Consider the following 20,219-nt stretch of genomic DNA (forward strand, 5'->3'; position numbering starts at 1 on the left):
CCCTCTCTGCATCGGCCATGCGTTGGATGGCCCGTCTTTTCACTGTGGCTGATGCTGCTCAGGCGGGAGGCTACCATGACCGGGAATGGTTCGACTTCAACGGAATCCAAGGATGATCCAGCATCCCACGTGACGATCCGGGTCTGGGACCTGCCCACTCGCCTGCTGCATTGGGCCTTGGCAGGCCTCTTTGCGGCCGCGATGGTCCTGGCCGCGCTGACGTCGGAGCACAGCCCTGCCTTCCGGTGGCACATGCTCGCAGGCCTGATGATGGTCGCGGTTGTGGCGCTAAGAGTGGTGTGGGGGCTCTTCGGATCGAAACATGCCAGGTTCGGTTCCTTTTTGTGTGGCCCGGGGGCGCTGTTGCGTTATCTGGGAGACAGCCTGAAGGGGAGAGATGCCCGCCAAGCCGGCCACAACCCAGGGGCTGCCTATGGAGCCATCGCCATGCTGGTTCTGCCACTGGCGATTGTTGCGACAGGTCTGATGGTGCAAGGGCGGAAGGAGATCTTTGAGGAGCTGCACAAGGCCCTGGCTTACGGGATGGTGGCGGTCGTGGCGGGCCATCTCCTGGGCTTGGGACTCCATGCTTTCCGCCACCGGGACCGGACGATCGGGAGCATGGTGACTGGCTTGAAACGGGGCATGGGAAAGGAGGGAATCTCCTCGTTCCACCCCATTCCGGCACTGGTTGCGCTCCTGCTCTTGGGCGGATGGGGCGCTGCCCTGGCGACGTCCTTCGATGCCCGAACCGGATCCCTGGTCCTACCCGGAACGCAGGTGAAACTGCAGCTCGGGGAGGGAGCCGAGCGGGGTGATGTCCACCCGTCGGAGGATGATGACGACTGAAGCCCACTCTAGATAGCGCAGGAGGCCGCCCTTCGGCGGCCTCCTGCATTGTTGGCTTGACCTGGGTTGCCTACATCAAGGCCTGCATGATCTTGTCGAGCTCGGCGGGGCTGGGCTTGAGCAGGTCCTCGCCGAGGGTGGCCAGGGGCTCGTCCACCAGGTTCAGCACCTCGGGGAGGGGCGGCTGGGTGGGGTTGATGTAGAGCAGGCCCGTGAGGAACTCGCCCTTGGCCATGGACTCGTGGATGGCCTTCATGGCGCCGAAGCGGTCCGTGGGCTCGTAGCCCTCATGGATGGCCTTGATGGAGACCTTGGAGCCGTCCGGGAAGGTGACGATCTCGGTCTCGCCGGCGGGGATGTCCACTTCTTCCACCTCGGAGTACTGGATGAAGCCCAGGTCATGGAGGGGGAAGTCGTGATCCTTCACGTGCTTGTACGAGCGGGTCGAGGCGTCGTGGTTGTTGAAGGTGACGCAGGGGCTGATGACGTCGAGGACCACCGTGCCCTGGTAGGCGAACGCCGCCTTCAGGAGGGCGTTCAGCTGCTTGGGGTTGCCCGAGAAGCTGCGGGCCACGAAGCCGCAGCCCAGCTCGATGGCCAGGGTGCAGGGATCGATGGAGGGGAAGTCGTTCACCGCGCCGGTCTTCAGGTGGGAACCCTTGTCGGCGGTGGCGGAGAACTGGCCCTTGGTGAGGCCGTAGACGCCGTTGTCCTCGATGATGTAGATCATCGGGATGTTGCGCCGCACGGCGTGGACGAACTGCCCCATGCCGATGGACATGGAATCGCCGTCGCCGGAGACGCCGATGTTGATCAGCGTCCGGTTGGCGAGGGAGGCGCCGGTGGCGATGGAGGGCATGCGGCCGTGGACGCTGTTGAAGCCCCAGCCCTGGTTGATGAAGTAGGCGGGCGTCTTGGACGAGCAGCCGATGCCGGAGTACTTCGTGACCCGGTGGCCCTCGATGCTGGACTCGAAGGCGGCGTTGATGATCTGGGCAGTAATGGAATCGTGGCCGCAGCCGGCGCACAGGGTGGACTTGGAGCCTACGTAGTCCTGCTTGGTGAAGCCGAGCTTGTTGGTGGGAGCGGCGGGCGTGGGGGTGGCAGAAGTCGTGGTGGTCATGGTCGGCTCCTCAGTTACTTCTGCTCGAAGGCGGTGATCTGGTCCACGATGCTCTTGGCATCGATGGCGTGGCCGTCGTAGTGCAGGACGCTCTTGAACTTGGTGGCGTGCTCCGGATAGGTCTCGCGGAAGAGGTTCGCCATCTGGCCGTCGCGGTTCTGCTCGACCACGTAGACCACCTTCTTCTCCTTCACGAAGGCGTCCACCTCCGCGGTGAAGGGCAGGGCGCGCAGGCGCAGGTAGTCGGTCTTGAGCCCGCCCTCGGCGAGGATGTCCTGGGCCTCGATGACGGCGGGGTCGCTGGAACCGAAGGCCAGCACGCCCTTGTCCGAGCCCTGGTTGCGGAACACGGGGCCCGGCACGTGGGACTTGGCGGTCTCGTACTTCCGCTTCAGGCGGTCCACCACTTCAAGGTAGTCCTCAGGCTTCTCGGAGTACTGGGCGTAGGCGTTGTGGCCGGAACCGCGGGTGGTGTAGGCGCCCTTGCCGCCGGGCGTGCCGGGGAGGCTGCGGAAGGGGATGCCGTCCCCGTCCACGTCCTTGTAGCGGCCCCAGTCCTTCACTTCCGCCAGCTGCTGCTGGTTGAGCACCTTGCCGCGATCGTAGGGCTTGGCTGGATAGGCGAAGGGCTTGGAGGCCCAGTTCTGCATGCCCAGGTCGAGGTCGGTGACGACGAAGATCGGCGTCTGGAAGCGCTCGGCCAGGTCGAAGGCGTCGTAGGCGAACTGGAAGCACTCCTCCATGGTCCCGGGGTAGAGGTTCACGTGCAGCGTGTCGCCGTGGCTGCACTTGGCGCAGAGCTCCACGTCGGACTGCTGGGTGCGGGTGGGGAGGCCCGTGCTGGGGCCCGTGCGGGCGACATTGAAGAACACGCCGGGGGCTTCAACGTAATAGCCCAGGCCGATGAACTCGCTCATGAGCGAGACGCCGGGCCCCGCGGTGGAGGTCATGGAGCGCGCACCGGCCCAGCCGGCTGACAGCACCACGCCCGCGGAGGCCAGCTCGTCCTCCATCTGCACGATGGCGACGGTGGATTTCCCGGTCTTGGGATCCTTGCGGTACTCCTCGGCGTACTCGATGAACGTCTCGACCAGGCTTGAGGCCGGGGTGATGGGATACCAGCCCACCACGGTCACGCCGGCGAAGAGGGCGCCCAGGGCGCAGGCCTCGTTGCCGTCGATGATGATGAGGCCCTGGGTCTTGTTGTCGCGCACGACCTTGATGTGATCCTGGTCTTCCAGGTTCTCCATGGCCCAGTCGTAGCCGGCCACACAGGCGTTCTGGTTGAGCTCGATGGCCTTGGTCTTGCCCTTGAGCTGCTTGGCGATGGCCTTCTTGACCTCCTCCATGTCGATGCCGAGCAGGCGGGCGGCCACGCCCACGTAGATCATGTTCTTCACGAGCTTGTGCAGTTTGGGCTCGGGGCAGGAGGCCGTCACCAGCTTCTGGAAGGGCACGGGCGTGTAGGCCAGATCGCTGCGCAGCTTGTCGAGCTGCAGGGGCTCGTCGTAGATCACGAGGGCGCCCGGGTCGGCCTTGGCGATGTCCTCCTTGGCCGTCTCAGGGTTCATGAGGATCAGCATCTCGTTGCTGGCCTTGCGGGCCACGTAGCCCTTGGCGCTGGCGCGGATGGTGAACCAGGTGGGCAGCCCCGCGATGTTCGAGGGGAAGAGGTTCTTGCCGCTGACGAGCACGCCCATCTGGAAGATGGCGCGCAGGAGGACCGTGTTGGCCGTCTGGGAACCCGATCCGTTGACCGTGGCCACCTGGATGGAAAAATCATTGATCCGGGTTTTCGCTCCACCGACGGGCGAGGGGGCGGCAAGGGCGGCAGTCATAGGACTCCTTTCTCAGCGGGGCAATGGCGACGAAGAGGGCGTAAATACTAGGTTCACCAAAGCATCCTCGAGTATGGCAGAGGCCACCGAGGGCATCCAGGCAAGGTGTCGGAACGGCCTCCGGGAGGGATCTGAAATAAAGCGAAAAAAAAGGGATTGACGACCCAGGGATCGACTCTTACTTTGAAGAGCATGAAAGCCAGCGATCTCACCAAACGCCAGCAGGCCGTCCTGATGTTCATCCGCACCTTCGTGCAGGAGGAAGGGCGAAGCCCGACCCTGGCGGAAATCGCGAAGGGGGTGGGGTCGAGCGCCGTGTCCACCATCCACAAACACGTCCAGCACCTGATGGACAAGGGCTTCCTCGTCCGCAGCCACGGCAAGGGGAACAACCTGGTGGTGGCCGCGGGGCCGGTGATGGATGAGGTGTCCCCGCGGACGGAGCGCGCCGAGCCCCCGAGTCCCGTGCGGATCTTCCCGTTCTGTGGGGATGTGGCGGCCGGTTCCCCCATCCTGCCCGAGAGCCGGGCCCTGCCCATCGAAGTGCCGAACAGCATCCACCGGCAGAAGGAGGAGCTCTTCGTGCTGCGGGTGCGGGGCGACTCCATGGTGGACGACGCCATCCTCGACGGGGATCTGGTGGTGCTGCAGCGCAAGGGCGAGTACCGCAACGGTGACCGGGTGGTGGCTCTCATCGACCAGGAAGAGGTCACCCTCAAGGAGTTCCGCAGGGACAACCGGGGCGTGTGGCTCATCCCCCACAACCCCGAGCTCCAGCCCCGCTGCTACGCCCCCGAGAACATCGACATCCAGGGTGTGCTCGTCGGCGTCATGCGCAGCTGCTGAAAGCCGGGCTGACACCATCAACAGGCTGTGGAGTGTCAGGATGCAGGTTCAGGGGCTCCCAAGGAGGCCAATGAGTCACTACAAACTGAAGTCCTTCGCTGACACAAAGCCTGCCTGGAGGTCCACGGTACTTACAACGGTCGGTGGAGCAAACGTCAAGGTCATGCACATGGACGGTGCTTCCTATCCAGATGAGTCACACGGTTATCCGGAGTGTTTGCTGGTGACGGATGGCCAGCTCAATCTTTTGATTCATGAAGCATTAGTCATCGTTCGAGCGGGCGAGATGTACGTCATTCCCCCTGGAGTCCCCCATGCGGTAGCGCCAGGTAGCTCGGGCACCTGCCTCATCATTGACCAGTGATCGCCCGAACCCTCAGCTCGGCTGGGACTCCACCTGCATTGCCTTCCGCTCTCTCTCTCCAGTCCCCGCTTCTTCGGCTCCGTTCATCGCCTCGGCGCGGCCGGGTCCGGTCCGCTTCCTTCTTCAGGGCAACTGATCGCGGATGATCGTTCCCATCTCCGCGGTGCCCAGGTTGCCGCCCAGGTCGCGGGTCCGCGCCCCGTGGAGCAGGGCCTCCGTCACGGCCTGTTCCACTACCTGCGCCTCGGGCTCCCAGCCCAGGTGTCGGAAGAGCAGGGCGGTGCTGAGGATCATGCCCACGGGATTGGCCAGGTTCTTTCCCGCGATGTCCGGTGCTGAGCCATGCACCGGTTCCGCCAGGACCGCGCAGCGGAAGGGCTGGTGCGGTGCCCAGCTCAGGGAGGGAGCCGTGCCCATGCCGCCGGCGAAGGCCGCGGTAAGGTCGCTGATGAGGTCCCCCAGGTAGTTGTCGGCGGCGATGACGCCGAAGGAGCGGGGATCCTGCACTAGGGCGCAGAGCAGGGCATCCGCGTGCATGGCGCGGGCGGACACCTCGGGATGTCGCGCCTGGAGCTCCTGGAACAGCCGCACCCAGAGGCCGTGGCCGTGCTTGAGCACATTGGCCTTGTGGGCCAGGGTGAGAACGCAGCCCCGTTGCGCGGCCCTGACGAAGGCCGCCTCCAGCAGGCGGCGCACGGCAGGCTCCGTGTGGACGGCCAAATCCACGGCCCGCCCGGGTTCCGTGGATCCCTGGAGACAGTAGGCTCCCTCCGTGTTCTCCCGGAAGACCTCGAGGTGGAGCCCTTCAGGCCCAGTACCGGGAAGGGGCCGGCAGGGGCGGAAGTTGACGGTGAGCTCCAGCCCCTGCCGGAGGCGCAGGAGGATCGCCTCGGCATGGCGCCCGTCCGGCACCCGCGGATCGCCCACGGCCCCGAACAGGATGGCGTCGAATCCATCGCGGAGATCCGCGTAGGCGGCCTCGGGCAGGGTCTCGCCCGTGGCGAGGAAGTGCTCCGCCCCGTAGGGCATGGGGACGGCCTCCAGATGGCGTCCCCGTACCCTGGCCCAGTCCAGCAAAGGCCTGGCCTCGGCCATGACCTCTGGACCGGCCCCGTCGCCGGGGATGAGGGCAATGCGTGTCGCGACATCCAAGGTGACTGCTCCGTTTTCTGTTTCTGTGCCAAGCCGATGGTGCCACACTCCCACCCCTCGGGAGGCGGCCATGGGTCGTGGATGGAGGACGGCGATGGGAATCCTGGCGATCTTCGGCGCGGCCAGCGCAGGGGTGGTCAAGGAGGGCGTGAAGGCCCCGGCTTTCGAGGCCCGGGACCAGCACGAAGCCCTCGTCCGCCTGGCGGATTTCCAGGGCAAGTCGGCCGTGGTGCTCTATTTCTATCCCAAGGACGACACGCCCGGCTGCACCGCCGAGGCCTGCAGCCTGAGAGACGGGTTCGCCGCCATCCAGGCCGCGGGGGCGGTCATCCTCGGGGTGAGTGCGGACACCACGCAGAGCCACAGGGCTTTTGCCGAGAAGTTCCACCTGCCCTTCAGCATCCTGGCGGATCCAGACCGGCGGATCATCGAAACCTACGGGGTGAAGATGCCCCTCCTTGGCATGGCCAAGCGGATCACGGTCCTCATCGACCGCCAGGGCATCGTCCGGAAGGTCATCACGGATGTCCGTGCGAAGGATCACGATCAGCAGGTGCTGGCCCTCCTCAAGAACCTGTCCTGAAGGCGGAAAAGCCGCATTTGCGTTGAGCCCGGCGGGTTTTCCGGGCTAAACTTATTTCTCCCAAGAGGTTCAGGAATGGTCTTCTTCAACCACGCCACCCGGCAGATGACGGCTAAGATCGTCTACTACGGGCCCGGCCTGTGCGGGAAGACGACCAACCTCAACACCATCTACAGTAAGACGAGCCAGAGGGCTCGCGGCGAAATGGTTAGCCTCAACACCGAGACTGACCGCACCCTCTTCTTCGACCTGCTGCCCATGGATGTGGGCGTGGTGGCCGGCTTCAGGACCAAGCTCCAGCTCTACACCGTGCCCGGCCAGGTGTTCTACAACAGCACCCGCAAGCTCGTGCTCAAGGGCGTGGACGGCATCGTCTTCGTGGTGGACAGCCAGGTGCCCATGCTGGATGCCTGCCGCGAAAGCTGGATGAACCTGGAGGAAAACATGCGGGAGCTGGGGCTCAACCTCCAGGACATCCCCGTGGTCTTCCAGTGGAACAAGCGGGACCTGAAGAACGTGGTCTCCGTGGATGAGCTGGAAGCGGTCTTCAACCCCCGGGGCGTGCCCAGCTTCCAGTCCGTGGCGTCGGACGGCACGGGCGTCTTCGAGACCCTGCGCGGCATCACCAAGCTGGCCTTGTCCCACATCAAGACCCACGTGCTCGAGGAGCCCCAGGCGGCTCCCGCCCCCATGGCTTCCAGGGTGACTCCGGAATCGTCCGAGATCGAGGCCCTCACCCTGTCGGACCTGCCCTCCGTCACGGATCTCCTCGACATGGATGGGCCAGTCCAGCCGTCCGGGATCGGCCCGCTGCCGGATCTGGACGACGATACCGGCATCTTCATCGAGGCGCCCCATCTGCCGGAACCTCCCGCGGGAGACGACGGCTTGGCCTTCCTCATGGAGGAGGGCGAGTCCGGGTTCGATGCCGAGGCCTTCTCGGCCTTCCAGGGGGAAGCCCCGGTCGTAGAGGCCCAGGCGCCGGCTCCGGAGGCTGTGACGCCCTGGGAACCCGCGCCCGCCGTCCTTCCGCCCGCGCCCAAGCCCGTCGTGAAGGCCGATCCCCTGGCGGCCCTGGCCTCCCTGAAGGTCGAGGCCCGGCGGCCGGCCCCGCCCTCCAGGAACCCGGATCCCAAGGACGCCATCTCCTCGCTGCTCGAGGAACTGACCCAGGTGGGCCGCCAAGGAGCCCCGTCGGTGCTGCGGATCGAGGTTCCCTCGGACCTGGAGGGCCAGGAGATCGAGGTGGTCGTTCAGCTGCGCCACCAGGGGACGGTGCTGACCGAGGGGCAGATCCAGCGGCCGGCTCCGGCCAAGGGCAGCACGGCCAAGCTCAGCGTCGAGCTGAAGCGGAGCTGACATGGCCTTCCGCCTGCATGTCTTCTGCTTCGCGACCCTGCTCGCGGGGCCCCTGGCCGCGGCCCTGCCCGGGTGGTGGACCGCCTTCCCGAAGGTGCCGGTCCTGGCCAGCCGCTTCCGTCAGGAGAGCGACAGCGCCGTGTTCGGGAAAATGGCTCGGGAGGGGAACCTGCTGCTGGCCCGGGGCGGGAAGCTCAAGGTGACCTACGACTCGGGCCTGGCCGTGACCTCCGATGGCCGCCATCTGGTGCAGTACGATCCCGACACGCGGACGGCCCAGCGGGTGGAACTGGCCCGGGCCGTGCGCGACTTCCCCCTGCTGGGGATCCTGCTGGATCCCGCCCGGATCGGGGCCCTCTACCGGGCCGAATCCGCCGGGGGCGAGGCCGTCAAGCTGGTGCCCCGGGCGCCGGACATCCCCGCCCTGACCGCCACGGGACGGAAGGGTCTGCTGCACACCCTCGAGTGGACCGATCCCACGGGGGCCCGCCAGCGGCTGGAGCTGCTGGACGCGAAGGTTCCGCCGCCGCCCGCGGCCTCGGCCTTCAAGGCCCAAGTGCCGGCTGGCACCCGCTGGGCTACTCCGAACGGCTGAAGGCGTCGAACACTTCCGCCTGCGGGAACCGCTCCCGCAGCCAGCCGTCGAGTTCCGGCACCGTGTCGAAGATGCGCTCGGCCCCGGCGTCCTCCAGCTCCTGCGGGCTGCCGTAGCCCCAGCCCACGCCGATGGCCTCGAGGCCGTGGTCCCTCGCCGCGACCATGTCCACGCCCCGGTCGCCGATGAACACGCCGCCGGGCCAGAGGGCGCCCTGGCGCACCAGGCCCGCCACCACGTCGGTCTTGGGCTGCCAGCGCCCCTTGAGGGTGCTGCCGAAGATGTCATCGAAGATGAGGTTCAGGTCGAACTGGTAGGCGATGCGACGGGCGAAGAGGGTCGGCTTGGCGGACACGATGTAGATGCGGTGCCCCTGGCGCTTCAGCCGATGCAGGAGATGGAAGACGCCCGGATACAGCTCGTGCTCGAAGACGCCGTCCTCCCGGTACCGCTCCCAGTAGAAATCCAGGGCCTCCTCCAGCCGCTCCGGGTCCTCCAGACCCTGGAGGGTGGCCAGGGATTCGCGCATGCCGAAGCCGATCCAGCCGCGGACGGTAAGCTCGTCCGGAAGGGTTAGCCCGAAGGCGTCGCAGGTCTTCCGCAGGCAGTTGCGGACGCCCAGCAGGGGATCCACCAGGGTTCCGTCCAGGTCAAAGCAGACGAGGCCGGGTGCCTCCTCGGAAGCGGTCATCGGCGCCCTACTTCTTCCGCTTGTTGAAGGCCTCGATGGATGCCCGCACGAAGGCGTGCGCCTCGTCCTTGCCGCCCCAGCCGTCACTGGAGACGCTCTTGCGCTCGAGATCCTTGTACGTGAGGAAGAAGTGTTCGACCTCGAGGAGGAAGTGGGGTGGCAGGTCGCTGCGGGAGGTCACGTGGGCGTAGGTGGGATCGTCCGTGGCCACGGCCAGCACCTTCGAGTCCGGGCCCTTGTCATCCCTCATGCGCAGCAGGCCGATGGGTCGGGCGCGCATCACCACGCCGGGGTAGGTCGCGCCGTTGATGAGCACGAGGATGTCCGCCGGGTCGCCGTCTTCCGCCAGGGTGCCGGGGATGAACCCGTACTCGGCCGGATAGTGGAAGGGCGAGAACAGCACCCGGTCTACGTGGACCAAGCCCGTGTGGTGGTCGATCTCGTACTTGATCCGGGAGCCCGTGGGGATCTCGATGATGGCGTTGACGATCTCGGGCGCCTGCTTGCCGGGATCGAGGTGGACCAGGGACATGGAAGCTCCGCGAAGGCCCCGATTTTCGCATGTCCTGTGACGTCCGTCACGCCGGCACGCCCCGAGGCTCCCCTCAGGCGAGCCCGATCAGCCCCATCAGGGCCTCACGGAACTCGCCTCGCGGTTCCGCGTCGAGGACGCTTCTCAGGAGCGACGTGGCGCCGGGCGTCCCCAGGTCCGCGAGGGCCCGGGCGGCCGCCAGCCGGACGGGGGACGATTCCGTGCCGGTGAAGAAGCCCCGGCGCCGGACCAGCTCCGCCAAGGGGGCTTGGGCCTCCGGCGAGCCGATGGCCCCGAGGGTCTCGATGGCCTTGATCCGCAGCTTCTCCATGGCGCGGCGGTCCTGGGCGAACTCGGCGATGGCCGGGAGGCTGGCCACGGACTTGAGCTGGCCCAGGGCGAAGAGCACCTCTTCGAGCGCCCCCGGATCGGTCTCCTTCATCCGGGGGATGAGATGCGGTTCGGAGGCGGGGCCGCACAGCCGCCACAGGGAGCGGATGGCCACCCGGCGGACCCGCGGTTCCGGATGCCGGAGCAGGGGCGCGATGGCGGGGAGGAGGCCGGCGTCGCCTATGTCCGTGAGCAGGGTGAGGGCGTTCCGCACCAGGTACCAGGTGGGCGACTCCAGGGCCTGGAGGATGGGCGGGAGGGCCGCCGGCCCCATCTGGCGGATGGCCTCCACCAGCCGTCCCCGCTTCACGCGGTCCTCCTCCTGGCCCAGGCAGGCCATCAGGTGGTGGACCATGGGAACCCCGATGAATTCGAGGTAGGGGAAGACTTCCGAGGCGAGGTGGGCGCGGTCCATGCTGTGGAGGTGGGCCACCACCTCGTCGAGGGCACCCGGGCGCCGGAGGGCCTCCAGAAGCCGGTCGTAGGCCTCCTGGCGCCAGGGCTGGGGATGGTCTAGGAAGGCGCAGGCGCCTTCCAGCTCCCGCACATCGGAGATGACCTGGTTGAGGTCGCCGCGTTTGACATGGGCCCGGAGGAGGGACTCCAGCGCCTCAGTGGTCCAGTGGTGGACCGGGGGATCGGGTTCCCACGGGAAGTTGGCCTTCAGACCTTCCGCCAGGGGGCCCTCGATGTCCGGAGGCAGGCCCGGGGCATGGGCCCACCGGGCGATGCCGGCGAGGGTCTGGGCGGACTGCAGGCGGAGCAGGCGCTCCTGGCGGAGGGCGTCCAGGAGCAGCTCCTGCACCCGGACGAAGTCGTCGATGCGGCCGAGGTCGAGCAGCTCCCTCAGGAAGGCCAGCCGTTCCTCCAGCGTGAGGTCGAAGAGGCAGCCGTCCTCCAGGACCTTCACAAGCCGGGCCTCGAGGCTGAGGTCCTCCCAGGTGACGCGCCGCAGGAGGAGCCCGATCTTGCTGGCGTCGTGCCCCTGGCCCCGGAGGAAGTCGCCGAGGCCGCCCCGGACCTGGTCTTTGTCGGACAACTGATCCAGGATGCCCTGGACGGGGCCCGCGAGCTGACCCCAGTCGGCCCCCAGGCCGAGCAGGCCGGCCACCGCCTGCTGCAGGAGGCCTCCCGCCAGGCCGTGGGCCCCGATGGCGAGTCCAGCAGGATCCTGGGGGAGGGTGCCGAGGCCCGCCAGCAGGCGGAGCAGCGTCCCGGGGCCGAGGCCCGAGAGGACCTGGCCGAGCGTGTCCACCTGGTCGGCGGAGGGCTGGTCCGGCCCGAAGCCCAGCTCGGCGCCCAGGGCGCCGAGACCCCCCAGGTGGAGGGGCTGGAAGTCCTGGAGGAAGGCCAGCTCATCGGCCTCCGCGGAACCCGCTCCGGGGCCCGGGCCCATCGGCAGGGAGAACAGCAGGGCCTCCCGGATGGCCTTCACCAGCGGATCCTCGAGGGGCGGGGCCTGGACCGAGGGGGCGCGATTCAGCTCCCGTCCCGCATCCTCCCCCTCATCGCCCTCCAGCACCACCTGGTAGCGGACCTGGGTGATCTGGATGCGCTTCACGCCCGCCGCCAGCAGCATGCTCTCGAGCCCGCCCAGCTCCTGGACCCGCGGAGGCCGGGTCCCCAGGGCCTCCAGGAAGGCCGTGAACTCCTCCAGCGTCGCCCCGCGCTCGACGATGAAGCCGCTCACCCCCCGCTCGGTGACCTGCCGGACGAGGGCGGCGAGGTGCGGACTGCGGTCGTCCTGGGCCTCGCCATTGAAGAAGGGCCGAGCCCCCGAGACCACGAGCTGGATCCGCGGGCGTTCCTCCAGATGCAGCTGCAGGGTGGCGTAGGCCGCGGCCACGGCGTCCTTGGAACGGGGATGGGCCGCGGTGTACATCTGCAGGGACCGGAAGGCCACGGCCAGGCTCTGGGCCAGCTGGAGGACATCGCTCATATCGGGCTCATGGGGGCGTCGCCTTCATGGGATCGGACCACTCCCGGCGCAGCTGCGCGTAGTGGGCCTCCAGGAAGGCCAGGCGCCGGCGGCCCTCCTCCCGGGCGGGCTCGGTGTTGAAGCTGGCGGTGATGCCCCGGGCCAGGTCCAGCCAGGCCTCGCCGCGCTTCAGAATCTCCGCCGTGGTGATGGGCTGGAAGGCCCCGCTGATGCAGCCGAAGTGGATGAGGCTGGCTGCCCCGATCTTGCTGAGCTTGTCGCAGTCCCAGAGACAGGCGGTCTCGATGGGCTCCAGCCGCTTCGTGAGCTTCAAACCCACATGGTGCTCGATGGCGTGGCGCACGGCAGGGATCTTCCCCGGCGGGAAATCCGTGGTCGAGAGGATCTCCTCCACCTGGGCCGAGGCGTCCTGGGCATGGGTGTCCTTGGCGTGCGGATCCTTCAGCCGCTTGGCCACGTCATGCAGCCAGGCCGCGCACTCCACCACTTCGAGGTCCGCGCCCACCAGGGGCGCCAGCCACCGGGCCAGGAGCACCGCCGCGTAGGTGTGCTCGAAGCGGTAGTTGAAGATGGGCTGATACTCGCCGTTCACCTGGTGGCCGATGCCCCAGAACCGGATGGCGTCGGCATCGGAGAAACGCCGGAGCGCCAGTTCGCAGGCAGGCCGCCAGGGGGTGGTCATGGGCAGACTTCCTGGTGGGCGCGGAGGGCGCCGAGGGTGGCGTCGATCTCCTGGAACATCACCCGGTCGGTCCAGGGAGCGCAGGCCTCCGCCAGGCGGGCGACCAGGGGCTGGAGGCCCGTGGCCGGGGCGAGCCCGAGGATGCGCAGCCCCTCGAGGGCCATGCGGGCCTCGATGGCCAGCACCTGCTCCAGGGCGTCCACGGCGCGCAGCAGCTTGCGGGCGGCGATGGGGCCCATGCTGACGTGATCTTCCTTCCCGGCGCTGGTGGGGATGGTGTCCACGCAGGCGGGATGGGCCAGTCCCTTCATCTCACTCACCAGAGCGGCCGAGGTGACGTGGGCCATCATGAAGCCGGATTCGAGGCCGCCGTTCTGGGTGAGGAAGGCCGGAAGATCCGAATAGGCCGGATTCACGAGGCGCTCCTGCCGGCGCTCGGAGATGCTGGCGAGGTCCGCCGCCGCGATGGCGAGGACGTCGCAGGCGAAGGCGGGATACTGGCCGTGGAAGTTGCCACCGGAACGGGACTCCTGGGTGTCTGTGAAGATCATCGGATTATCCGTGGCACTGTTGAGTTCCCGCTCGAGGATGGCGCTGGCGAACTGGAGGGCGTCCCGCGTCACCCCATGGACCTGGGGGATGCAGCGCAGGCTGTAGGCGTCCTGCACGCGGTGGCAGTCCTTGTGGCTTTCCGAGATCTCGCTGGAGGCGCCCAGGATTTCCCGCATGCGCTCGGCCACGGCGATCTGGCCTGGGTGGGGCCGCGCGGTGTGGATGCGGGGATCGAAGGCGGCGCGGGTGCCCCGCAGGGCCTCCAGGCTGAGGCCCGCGATCTCGTCGGCCAGATCCGCCAGGCGGGTGAACTTCTCCGTGGCCAGGTTGCCCAGGGACGTGATGAGCTGGGTGCCGTTGATGAGGGCGAGGCCCTCCTTGGCCTGGAGGGTCACGGGCTTCAGGCCCGCCTTCGCCAGGGCCTCGCCGCCGGGAATGTGCCGGTCGCCGGACCAGGCGAGCCCCTCGCCAACGAGGAGCAGCGCCATGTGGGCCAGGGGGGCCAGGTCGCCGCTGGCGCCCACGCTGCCCTGGCTGGGCACCACGGGCACGATGCCGCGGTTCAGGCATTCCGCCAACAGGCGGATGGGCCCGGGGCGGATGCCGCTGTGGGCCTTCAACAGGCAGTTGATGCGGGCCGCCATCAGGGCCCGCGTCTGGTCCACGGGCAGGGGCTCGCCCACGCCGGCGGCGTGGCTGCGGATGAGGTTGAGCTGGAGCTGCTGGAGCTGGTCCGGGGGGATGACCACCGTGGCGAACTGGCCGAAGCCCGTGTTGATGCCGTAGACCGTGCGGCCCTCGGCCACGATGCGGTCCACCACAGCCCGGTTCTCGGCCACGAGGGCCAGGGCGCCTTCGTCGAGGGAGACGCCCTCGCCGGCGGCGATGCGCGCCAGCAGGGGGGCGGTGAGGGAGCGTCCATCGAGGCGGATCATGCGGGCACCTTGCGGGAGAGGGTGAGGGCGAGGAGGAGGGCGAGGCCCATGGTGAGGCCGGCCACCGTGTAGGAAGCCTGGCCGCCCCAGCGGGCGAAGGCGAAGGTCCCGACGGCCGGGCCGATGATGCGCCCCAGGCCCGTCATGGCGTTCAGCACACCGAAGAGGCTGCCCTGGTCCTCCGGCGGGGTCAGCCGGCTGGCGAGAGCCGAGCCGGCGGTGTTGCTCATGCCGCTGCCCCAGGAGAGGGGGATGAACAGAAGCACGAAGGGCCACATCCAGGCGGCCTTCGGCATGAGGGGCAGGGTGATGCCCAGGAGGAGCAGCCCGGTGATGAGGGCCATCCGCTCGGGGATGCGCTTGGATACCATCCGGACGAGGCCGCCCTGGTAGATCACCATGAGGATGCCGATGCCCGCGAAGAGGAAGCCCACCTCCCGCTGGTGGAAGTCGAAGCGGGCGTGCACGAGCAAGGCGAAGGTCCCCTCCATCATGGAGAAGCCCGCCATGGCGAGCAGGGACACGATCAGCAGCTGGGGCATGCCCGGGCGCTTGAAGGCCTTCACCAGGGCATGGCCGCGGGTCTCGCGGGACCGCGCCCGCGCCTCCTGGTCGAGCGTCTCCGGCACCCACAGCGCCACCAGGAGCGAGGCGGTCAGGGACAGCCCCGCCGCCACGAAAAAGGGCAGGTGCCAGCCGCGGGTCGCCAGCAGATGGTGTCCGAAGGCGCTGCCGCTGAGGATGCCGGCCATGGCGGGGCCCAGCACGAAGCCCAGGCCGAACGCGGCGCCGATCATGCCCATGGCCTTGGAGCGTTCCTCCGGGGCCGAGCTGTCCGCCATGGCTGCCTGGGCCACGGAGATGTTGCCGCCGGTGATACCGTCCAGGATCCGTGCCGCCAGCATCCACTCGAAGCGGCTGGTGAGGGCCAGCATCAGGTAGCCGATGGCCGAGCCCACCAGGCTCATCCACAGCACGGGCTTGCGGCCCACCTTGTCGGAGGTGCGGCCGAGGATGGGCGAGGCGATGAACTGCATGAGGCTGAAGCTGAGGAAGCCCACGCCGGCCCAGAAGGCTCCCGGCGTGGTGCCCGTGCCGCCGAGGCCGAGGAAGTGGTTGACGCCCTCCATCCAGGCGCTGGGGTGATCCGCGATCTCCTTGGCATAGAGGGGCAGGATCGGGATGACGATGCCGAAGCCCAGCAGGTCGGTGAACACGGTGAGGAAGATGGCCAGCCTGGCGCGCTTGGAAGACGGCATGAGGATCTCCAGCCGACCAGTTTAGCTTGGGATGCGTCTCAGCTTCCCAGGGCTCTCTGGATGACGGCCTTCAGGTCCTTGAGCTGGTAGGGCTTCTGGAGGAAACCCGTCGGTCCGCCTTCGGGGAAAGTCTGGAGTGAGTCCTGCTCCGAATACCCGCTGCTGAGGATTACGGGGATGGTCGGATCCAGGTTCCGCATGGTCCGGAAGGCCTCCCGGCCATCCAGGCGCGGCATGGTGAGGTCCATGATCACCAGATGGAGGTTCTTTCCGTGTTCACGGAATCGCTCCAGGGCCTCGAGGCCATCCTGGGCGACCAGCACCTGGAATCCGAGTGAATCGAGGGCCGTCCCCGTGGTCCGAAGGATCTGCTCCTCGTCGTCCACGAGGAGCACGAGTCCGCGGAAGGGTGCCGGCTCGGGATGCGAGGCCTGCCTGGACCCGGAGACGGGGACCTCGTCCGCGGCGGGGAAACAGAGCCTGAACCGGCTGCCCCGGCCGACTTGGCTGGTGATGTTCAGGCCGGCGCCGTGGCCGCGGAGGATCCCGAGCATGGCTGAGAGCCCAAGTCCCCGGCCCGCCGCCTTGGTGGTGAAGAAGGGATCGAAGATGCGGTCCATCACCTCGGGCGTCATGCCGCAGCCCGTGTCTTCGACTTCGAGAATCACGTGGCGCCCCGGCCTGGGAGCCTCGAGCCTGAACTCGTTCCGGAGGGCCGAGACGTCGAGATCCCCTGCCGAGGTGGTGATGTGGATGGTGCCTTCCCGGTCGCCGATGGCGTCGGAGGCGTTGGTGACCAGGTTCATGATCACCTGCTGGAACTGGGCCGCGTCGGCTTGGATGGCCGGGAGGTCGGCGGCCAGCTCCAGGTGGAGGCGGACCTTCTTGGAGATGGACACCTCGAGCAGGTGGGTGAGGTCCCGGACGACGGCATTGAGGTCGTGCGGCCGGACCTCGAAGTGGCCCCGCCCTGAGTACGCCAGCATCTGCTTTGTGAGTTCGGTGGCGCGCAGGATGGCCGCCTCCATGTTGGCGAGGTACGGCCGGACCGGGGCGTTTTCGGGGAGCTTGAGCTGGGCGAGGTTCAGGTTGCCCAGCACCACGGTGAGCAGGTTGTTGAAGTCGTGCGCGATGCCCCCCGCCAGCACGCCCAGGCTCTCCAGCTTCTGGCTCTGGCGCAGCGCCTCCTCGGCGCGCCGGCGATCCGTGATGTCGAGGAGGTAGCCCAGGTGGTAGCCGGGGTCCGACCCCGGTCCCGCCACCGAGGTGCTGAAGTCGTAGAACCACCGGTACTCCCCGGCGGCCGTCCGCAGCCGGTACTGCTGTTCGTAGTGGGTTTGGCCCCGGGCCCTGAAGGCCGCCGCGGCCTGGTGGATGGCCTCCAGTTCATCGGGATGCACCAGGCTGTTGTAGGAGACCCGGCCACTGACGAGGTCCTCCGGGGAGTAGCCCAGGATGGTCCGGACGTTGGGGGACACGTAGTCCACCGGCCATCCCTCGGCGGCGCGCCAGCGCACCACCATCACGGGCCCGCCCACGAAGAGCCCGCGCTCCGCCTGGAGCGCCTGCTCGACGGCCTTGCGGTCCGAGATGTCCCGGGTGATGGATAGCAGGCATGGCGTGCCATCCACCTCCATGATCTTCCCGGACATGAGGCCCGTGAGGAGGCTGCCATCCTTGCGGCGGAAGGGGGCCTCGAGGCCCGTGAACTCCCCGTGGTCGCGGATGAGGCGGACGGCCCGCTCCCGGTCCTCGGGCTGGCCCCAGATCTTCAGGTCCAGGGTGGTCCGGCCCAGGGTCTCCTCTCGCGTCCATCCCGTGAGGCGCGTAAAGCCGTCGCTGATGTCCAGGTAGGTGCCGTCGTCCAGGCTGGTCAGGTTGATGGCGTCCGGGCTGGCCTGGAAGACCTTGGTGAATTTCTCGCCGCTGAGGCGGAGGGCGTCCTCGGCGGCTCTCCGCTCGATGGCCATGGCCACCTGGCCGGACACATAGACCAGCAGATCCCGCTCCTCCGGGGTGTACCGGCGGTCGCCCTCATAGATCTGGATGGCCAGGGCGCCGAACACGCCTTCGCTGCCCACCAGCGGCACCCCCAGCCAGTCCAGGAAATTCGTCCCGAACGGCTCCACCGCTCCGGAGGCCTCCAACTCCAGGAGGACTTCCGTGTCCAGGAGCAGAGGCTTCTCCGTGCGGAGCACGTACTCCGTGAGCCCCCGCCGAAGCTGCCTCGGCTCGGGCTTGGGGTCCTGGGCGTCCACGAAATAGGGGAAGGAGACGGTGTCGGAGGGCTTGTCCCACAGGGCGAAGTAGAGGTTCTCGGCCGGCATGAGATCCCGCACGATGGTGTGGATCCGCGTGTAGATCTCCTGGAGGTCGGTGGCGCGAAGCGCCGCCTCCGCGATGCGGTAGGTGGCGTTCAGGTAGCGGCGGACCAAGGCCAGGGCCTCGGCAGGATCCTGGGGTTCCCCTGGCGGATGCATGGGTCCGTTATCGGGTCATCTGCCATCCGGCTGTAGAACTGGACAGGTTCAGGCCCATCGGAACCGCCGCACCGCCAGGGCGAAGGCGGCAAGCCCCCAGGCGGCCACGATGGCCAGGCCGGCGCCGTGTCCGGCCAGGGAGCCCCCGTCGTTGAACACGGCCCGCAGCGCCCGCAGGAAGGGGGCCAGGGGCGCCATGGCCACGGCGTGCTGGAGCCAGGCCGGGGCGGAATCCAGCGTGAAGTAGACGCCGCTCAGCAGCATGAGGGGGAAGAACACCAGGTTCGAGATGGCCGCGTATCCCTCGGAGGTTTCCGCGAAGCCGCTGAGGGCGAAGCCGAAGGCCATGAAGCAGCCGGTGCCCAGGGTCATGATGAGGAACAGGTCGACGAAGGAGCCCTGGTTCTCGATGCCGAAGACCAGGCGTCCCACCAGCAGCAGGATGGCGGCCTGGACCACCGTGACCGTCAGGCGGTGCAGCACTTGGCCCAGGAGGAAGATCCACTTGGGCAGCGGCGTGACGGCCAAGCGGCGGAACTTGCCCTTCTCGCGGTAGGACACGTTCACCATGCCCACGCTGAAGAGCCCCATGCTCACCAGGTTCAGACCCAGCAGGCCCGGCAGCAGGAAGGCGGCGTAGTTGGCGGAGTGCTTGTGGCCGGGGCTCTCCACCGAGACGGGGATCCGCTGGGGCTCGGGCGATCCGTTCAATCGCGCCTGGGCCATGAGCCAGGCCTGGTTCACCAGCCCCGCCGTGGCTCCCGCCTGGGCCATGAGGTAGCTGTTCAGACGGAGGCGGTAGCCCGCGCCATCGGTCTCCAGCTGGGCGGCGGTCTCGCCCCTCGACCAGCGGGCCTCGGCCTCGGTCTTCGGGAGGGCCTGCACCTTGAGCTGGACGTCGACCAGGGCCTGGTCCAGGGCGGTGTCCTGCGGACCCGGAGCCGGAGCCTGCACGCGGACCACGGAGAGCTTCGGCCCGCCGCCGTCCCGGAAGATGGTGCCGAAGCCCAGCAGCAGCACCACCGGGAAGGCGAAGGTCCAGAACATGGCCACGCGGTCCCGGCGGTAGAGCCGCCATTCCATTGCGAACTGGCGCCAGAGCATCATCACTACTCCCTCAGGCTGCGGCCGGTGCGGTGCAGGAAGACGTCCTCCAGCGTGGCCCGCCGGATGTGGACCTGCTGGAAGGGAACGGCGGCAGACTCAGCGGCCTCCAGCAGCCGCGGCAGCAGGGCCTTGGGGTCCGGCGTGGGGATCTCCCAGAGGTCCGCGCGCCGCTCCACGGCCTGCTCCAATCGCGCCGCGAAGGCCGCCGGCTCGGGCGCATCGCCCTCGAAGGTCAGCTCCACCACGCTGGGAATGGCCAGGTCCGAGATGAGCGAGGCCGGGGTGCCCGTGGCGATGACCTTCCCGTGGTCCATGATGGCCAGCCGGTCGCAGAGGGCCTCGGCCTCGTCCATATAGTGGGTGGTGAGCATGACCGTGCGCCCTTCGGCCTTCATGCGGCGGACCACGTCCCAGAGGCTGCGCCGGGCCTGGGGATCGAGGCCCGTGGTGGGCTCGTCCAGGAAGACCAGCTCCGGATCGTTCACCAGGGCCAGCGCCAGGGCCAGGCGCTGCTGCTGGCCGCCGCTGAGGGTGATGTGGTAGGCGTCGGCCTTCTCCTGGAGCTGCACCAGGTCCAGCAGCTCCGAGGTGCTCCGGCGCTTCGGGTAGTAGCTGCCGTAGAGGTCCAGGGCCTCCCGGGGCGTGATCTTGTTGAAGAGGCTGGTGCTCTGGAGCTGCACCCCGATGCGGGCGCGGATCTCCTGCCCGCGTTCGGCCCAGGTCAGGCCCAGGATCTCGATGTCCCCGGCGTCCGCAGTGGTGAGGCCCTCGATGATCTCCAGCGTGGTGGTCTTGCCCGCGCCGTTGGGGCCCAGCAGGCCGAACACCTCGCCCCGGGCCACGTCCAGGTCCACGCCGTCCACGGCCACCACCTTGGGGAAGGCCTTGCGGAGGCCGCGGATTTGCAATGCGGAGCCGGTCATGGACACCTCGGACCCACCAT

The 20,219-nt window shown here is 68.1% G+C and carries 17 protein-coding genes and 1 pseudogene; 6 read left to right on the plus strand and 12 right to left on the minus strand.

Going from position 1 to position 20,219, the window contains the following annotated elements; translation table 11 throughout:
* The first annotated feature begins 75 nt into the window (after positions 1–75).
* Positions 76–849, plus strand: coding sequence for a cytochrome b/b6 domain-containing protein (locus MLE64_RS00560; protein ID WP_243314658.1), 774 nt, complete (start codon positions 76–78; stop codon positions 847–849).
* Positions 850–919: 70 nt separating this feature from the next.
* Here MLE64_RS00560 and MLE64_RS00565 read toward each other — a convergent pair whose 3' ends face one another.
* Positions 920–1,972, minus strand: coding sequence for a 2-oxoacid:ferredoxin oxidoreductase subunit beta (locus tag MLE64_RS00565; protein WP_243314659.1), 1,053 nt, complete (start codon positions 1,970–1,972; stop codon positions 920–922).
* Between the two features lie 14 nt (positions 1,973–1,986).
* Entirely contained in the window at positions 1,987–3,810 is a 1,824-nt protein-coding gene (locus tag MLE64_RS00570; protein ID WP_243293285.1) for a 2-oxoacid:acceptor oxidoreductase subunit alpha, read from the minus strand.
* A 192-nt stretch (positions 3,811–4,002) separates the two neighbouring features.
* On the opposite strand from MLE64_RS00570, the gene lexA reads away from it, so the two are divergent.
* Positions 4,003–4,656: a transcriptional repressor LexA gene (gene lexA, locus MLE64_RS00575; protein WP_243293286.1), complete on the plus strand. Its 654-nt coding sequence runs from the start codon at positions 4,003–4,005 to the stop codon at positions 4,654–4,656.
* Positions 4,657–4,726: 70 nt separating this feature from the next.
* On the plus strand, positions 4,727–5,020 hold the full coding sequence (locus MLE64_RS00580; RefSeq protein ID WP_243314662.1) for a cupin domain-containing protein: 294 nt from the start codon (positions 4,727–4,729) through the stop codon (positions 5,018–5,020).
* Positions 5,021–5,143: 123 nt separating this feature from the next.
* Here the strand turns inward: MLE64_RS00580 and MLE64_RS00585 are convergent, their stop codons facing one another.
* Positions 5,144–6,172, minus strand: a complete 1,029-nt coding sequence (locus MLE64_RS00585; RefSeq protein WP_243314666.1) for an isocitrate/isopropylmalate dehydrogenase family protein — start codon at positions 6,170–6,172, stop codon at positions 5,144–5,146.
* Between the two features lie 94 nt (positions 6,173–6,266).
* On the opposite strand from MLE64_RS00585, the gene MLE64_RS00590 reads away from it, so the two are divergent.
* The 3 genes and pseudogenes from MLE64_RS00590 (at position 6,267) to MLE64_RS00600 (ending at position 8,709) form a co-directional block, all read left to right on the plus strand.
* Entirely contained in the window at positions 6,267–6,755 is a 489-nt protein-coding gene (locus MLE64_RS00590) for a peroxiredoxin (protein WP_243314668.1), read from the plus strand.
* Positions 6,756–6,830: 75 nt separating this feature from the next.
* Positions 6,831–7,406, plus strand: a pseudogene (locus tag MLE64_RS16000) (GTP-binding protein); the annotation flags it as partial.
* 709 nt (positions 7,407–8,115) lie between these two features.
* Positions 8,116–8,709, plus strand: a complete 594-nt coding sequence (locus MLE64_RS00600; protein ID WP_243314671.1) for a LolA family protein — start codon at positions 8,116–8,118, stop codon at positions 8,707–8,709.
* Here the strand turns inward: MLE64_RS00600 and MLE64_RS00605 are convergent.
* From MLE64_RS00605 to MLE64_RS00645, 9 genes are all read right to left on the minus strand, one after another.
* Positions 8,693–9,400, minus strand: coding sequence for an HAD hydrolase-like protein (locus MLE64_RS00605; RefSeq protein WP_243314674.1), 708 nt, complete (start codon positions 9,398–9,400; stop codon positions 8,693–8,695). The genes MLE64_RS00600 and MLE64_RS00605 overlap by 17 nt on opposite strands.
* A gap of 7 nt (positions 9,401–9,407) precedes the next feature.
* Positions 9,408–9,932: an inorganic diphosphatase gene (locus tag MLE64_RS00610; protein ID WP_243314677.1), complete on the minus strand. Its 525-nt coding sequence runs from the start codon at positions 9,930–9,932 to the stop codon at positions 9,408–9,410.
* A 73-nt stretch (positions 9,933–10,005) separates the two neighbouring features.
* Complete coding sequence (locus MLE64_RS00615; RefSeq protein ID WP_243314678.1) at positions 10,006–12,261, minus strand: HEAT repeat domain-containing protein; 2,256 nt, start codon at positions 12,259–12,261, stop codon at positions 10,006–10,008.
* A gap of 7 nt (positions 12,262–12,268) precedes the next feature.
* Positions 12,269–12,943, minus strand: a complete 675-nt coding sequence (locus MLE64_RS00620) for an HD domain-containing protein (RefSeq protein WP_243314681.1) — start codon at positions 12,941–12,943, stop codon at positions 12,269–12,271.
* Positions 12,940–14,430: a histidine ammonia-lyase gene (gene hutH, locus MLE64_RS00625; protein WP_243314682.1), complete on the minus strand. Its 1,491-nt coding sequence runs from the start codon at positions 14,428–14,430 to the stop codon at positions 12,940–12,942. Before hutH ends, MLE64_RS00620 begins: the two co-directional genes overlap by 4 nt.
* Positions 14,427–15,689 carry an MFS transporter gene (locus MLE64_RS00630; RefSeq protein WP_243288090.1) on the minus strand — a complete coding sequence of 421 codons (1,263 nt, stop codon included), beginning with the start codon at positions 15,687–15,689 and terminating at the stop codon, positions 14,427–14,429. The genes hutH and MLE64_RS00630 overlap by 4 nt, the downstream gene beginning before the upstream one ends.
* A gap of 38 nt (positions 15,690–15,727) precedes the next feature.
* Positions 15,728–18,169 (minus strand): hybrid sensor histidine kinase/response regulator, encoded by a 2,442-nt coding sequence (locus MLE64_RS00635; RefSeq protein WP_243314684.1) that lies wholly within the window; start codon positions 18,167–18,169, stop codon positions 15,728–15,730.
* 48 nt (positions 18,170–18,217) lie between these two features.
* The gene (locus MLE64_RS00640) at positions 18,218–19,276 is read right to left on the minus strand and encodes an ABC transporter permease (protein ID WP_243314686.1); all 1,059 of its coding nucleotides are present in this window, start codon (positions 19,274–19,276) and stop codon (positions 18,218–18,220) included.
* A gap of 2 nt (positions 19,277–19,278) precedes the next feature.
* Positions 19,279–20,199, minus strand: coding sequence for an ABC transporter ATP-binding protein (locus MLE64_RS00645; protein ID WP_243314688.1), 921 nt, complete (start codon positions 20,197–20,199; stop codon positions 19,279–19,281).
* Between the last annotated feature and the right edge of the window lie 20 nt (positions 20,200–20,219).

It is taken from the genome of Geothrix paludis, assembly GCF_022808815.1.
GTDB lineage: Bacteria > Acidobacteriota > Holophagae > Holophagales > Holophagaceae > Geothrix > Geothrix paludis.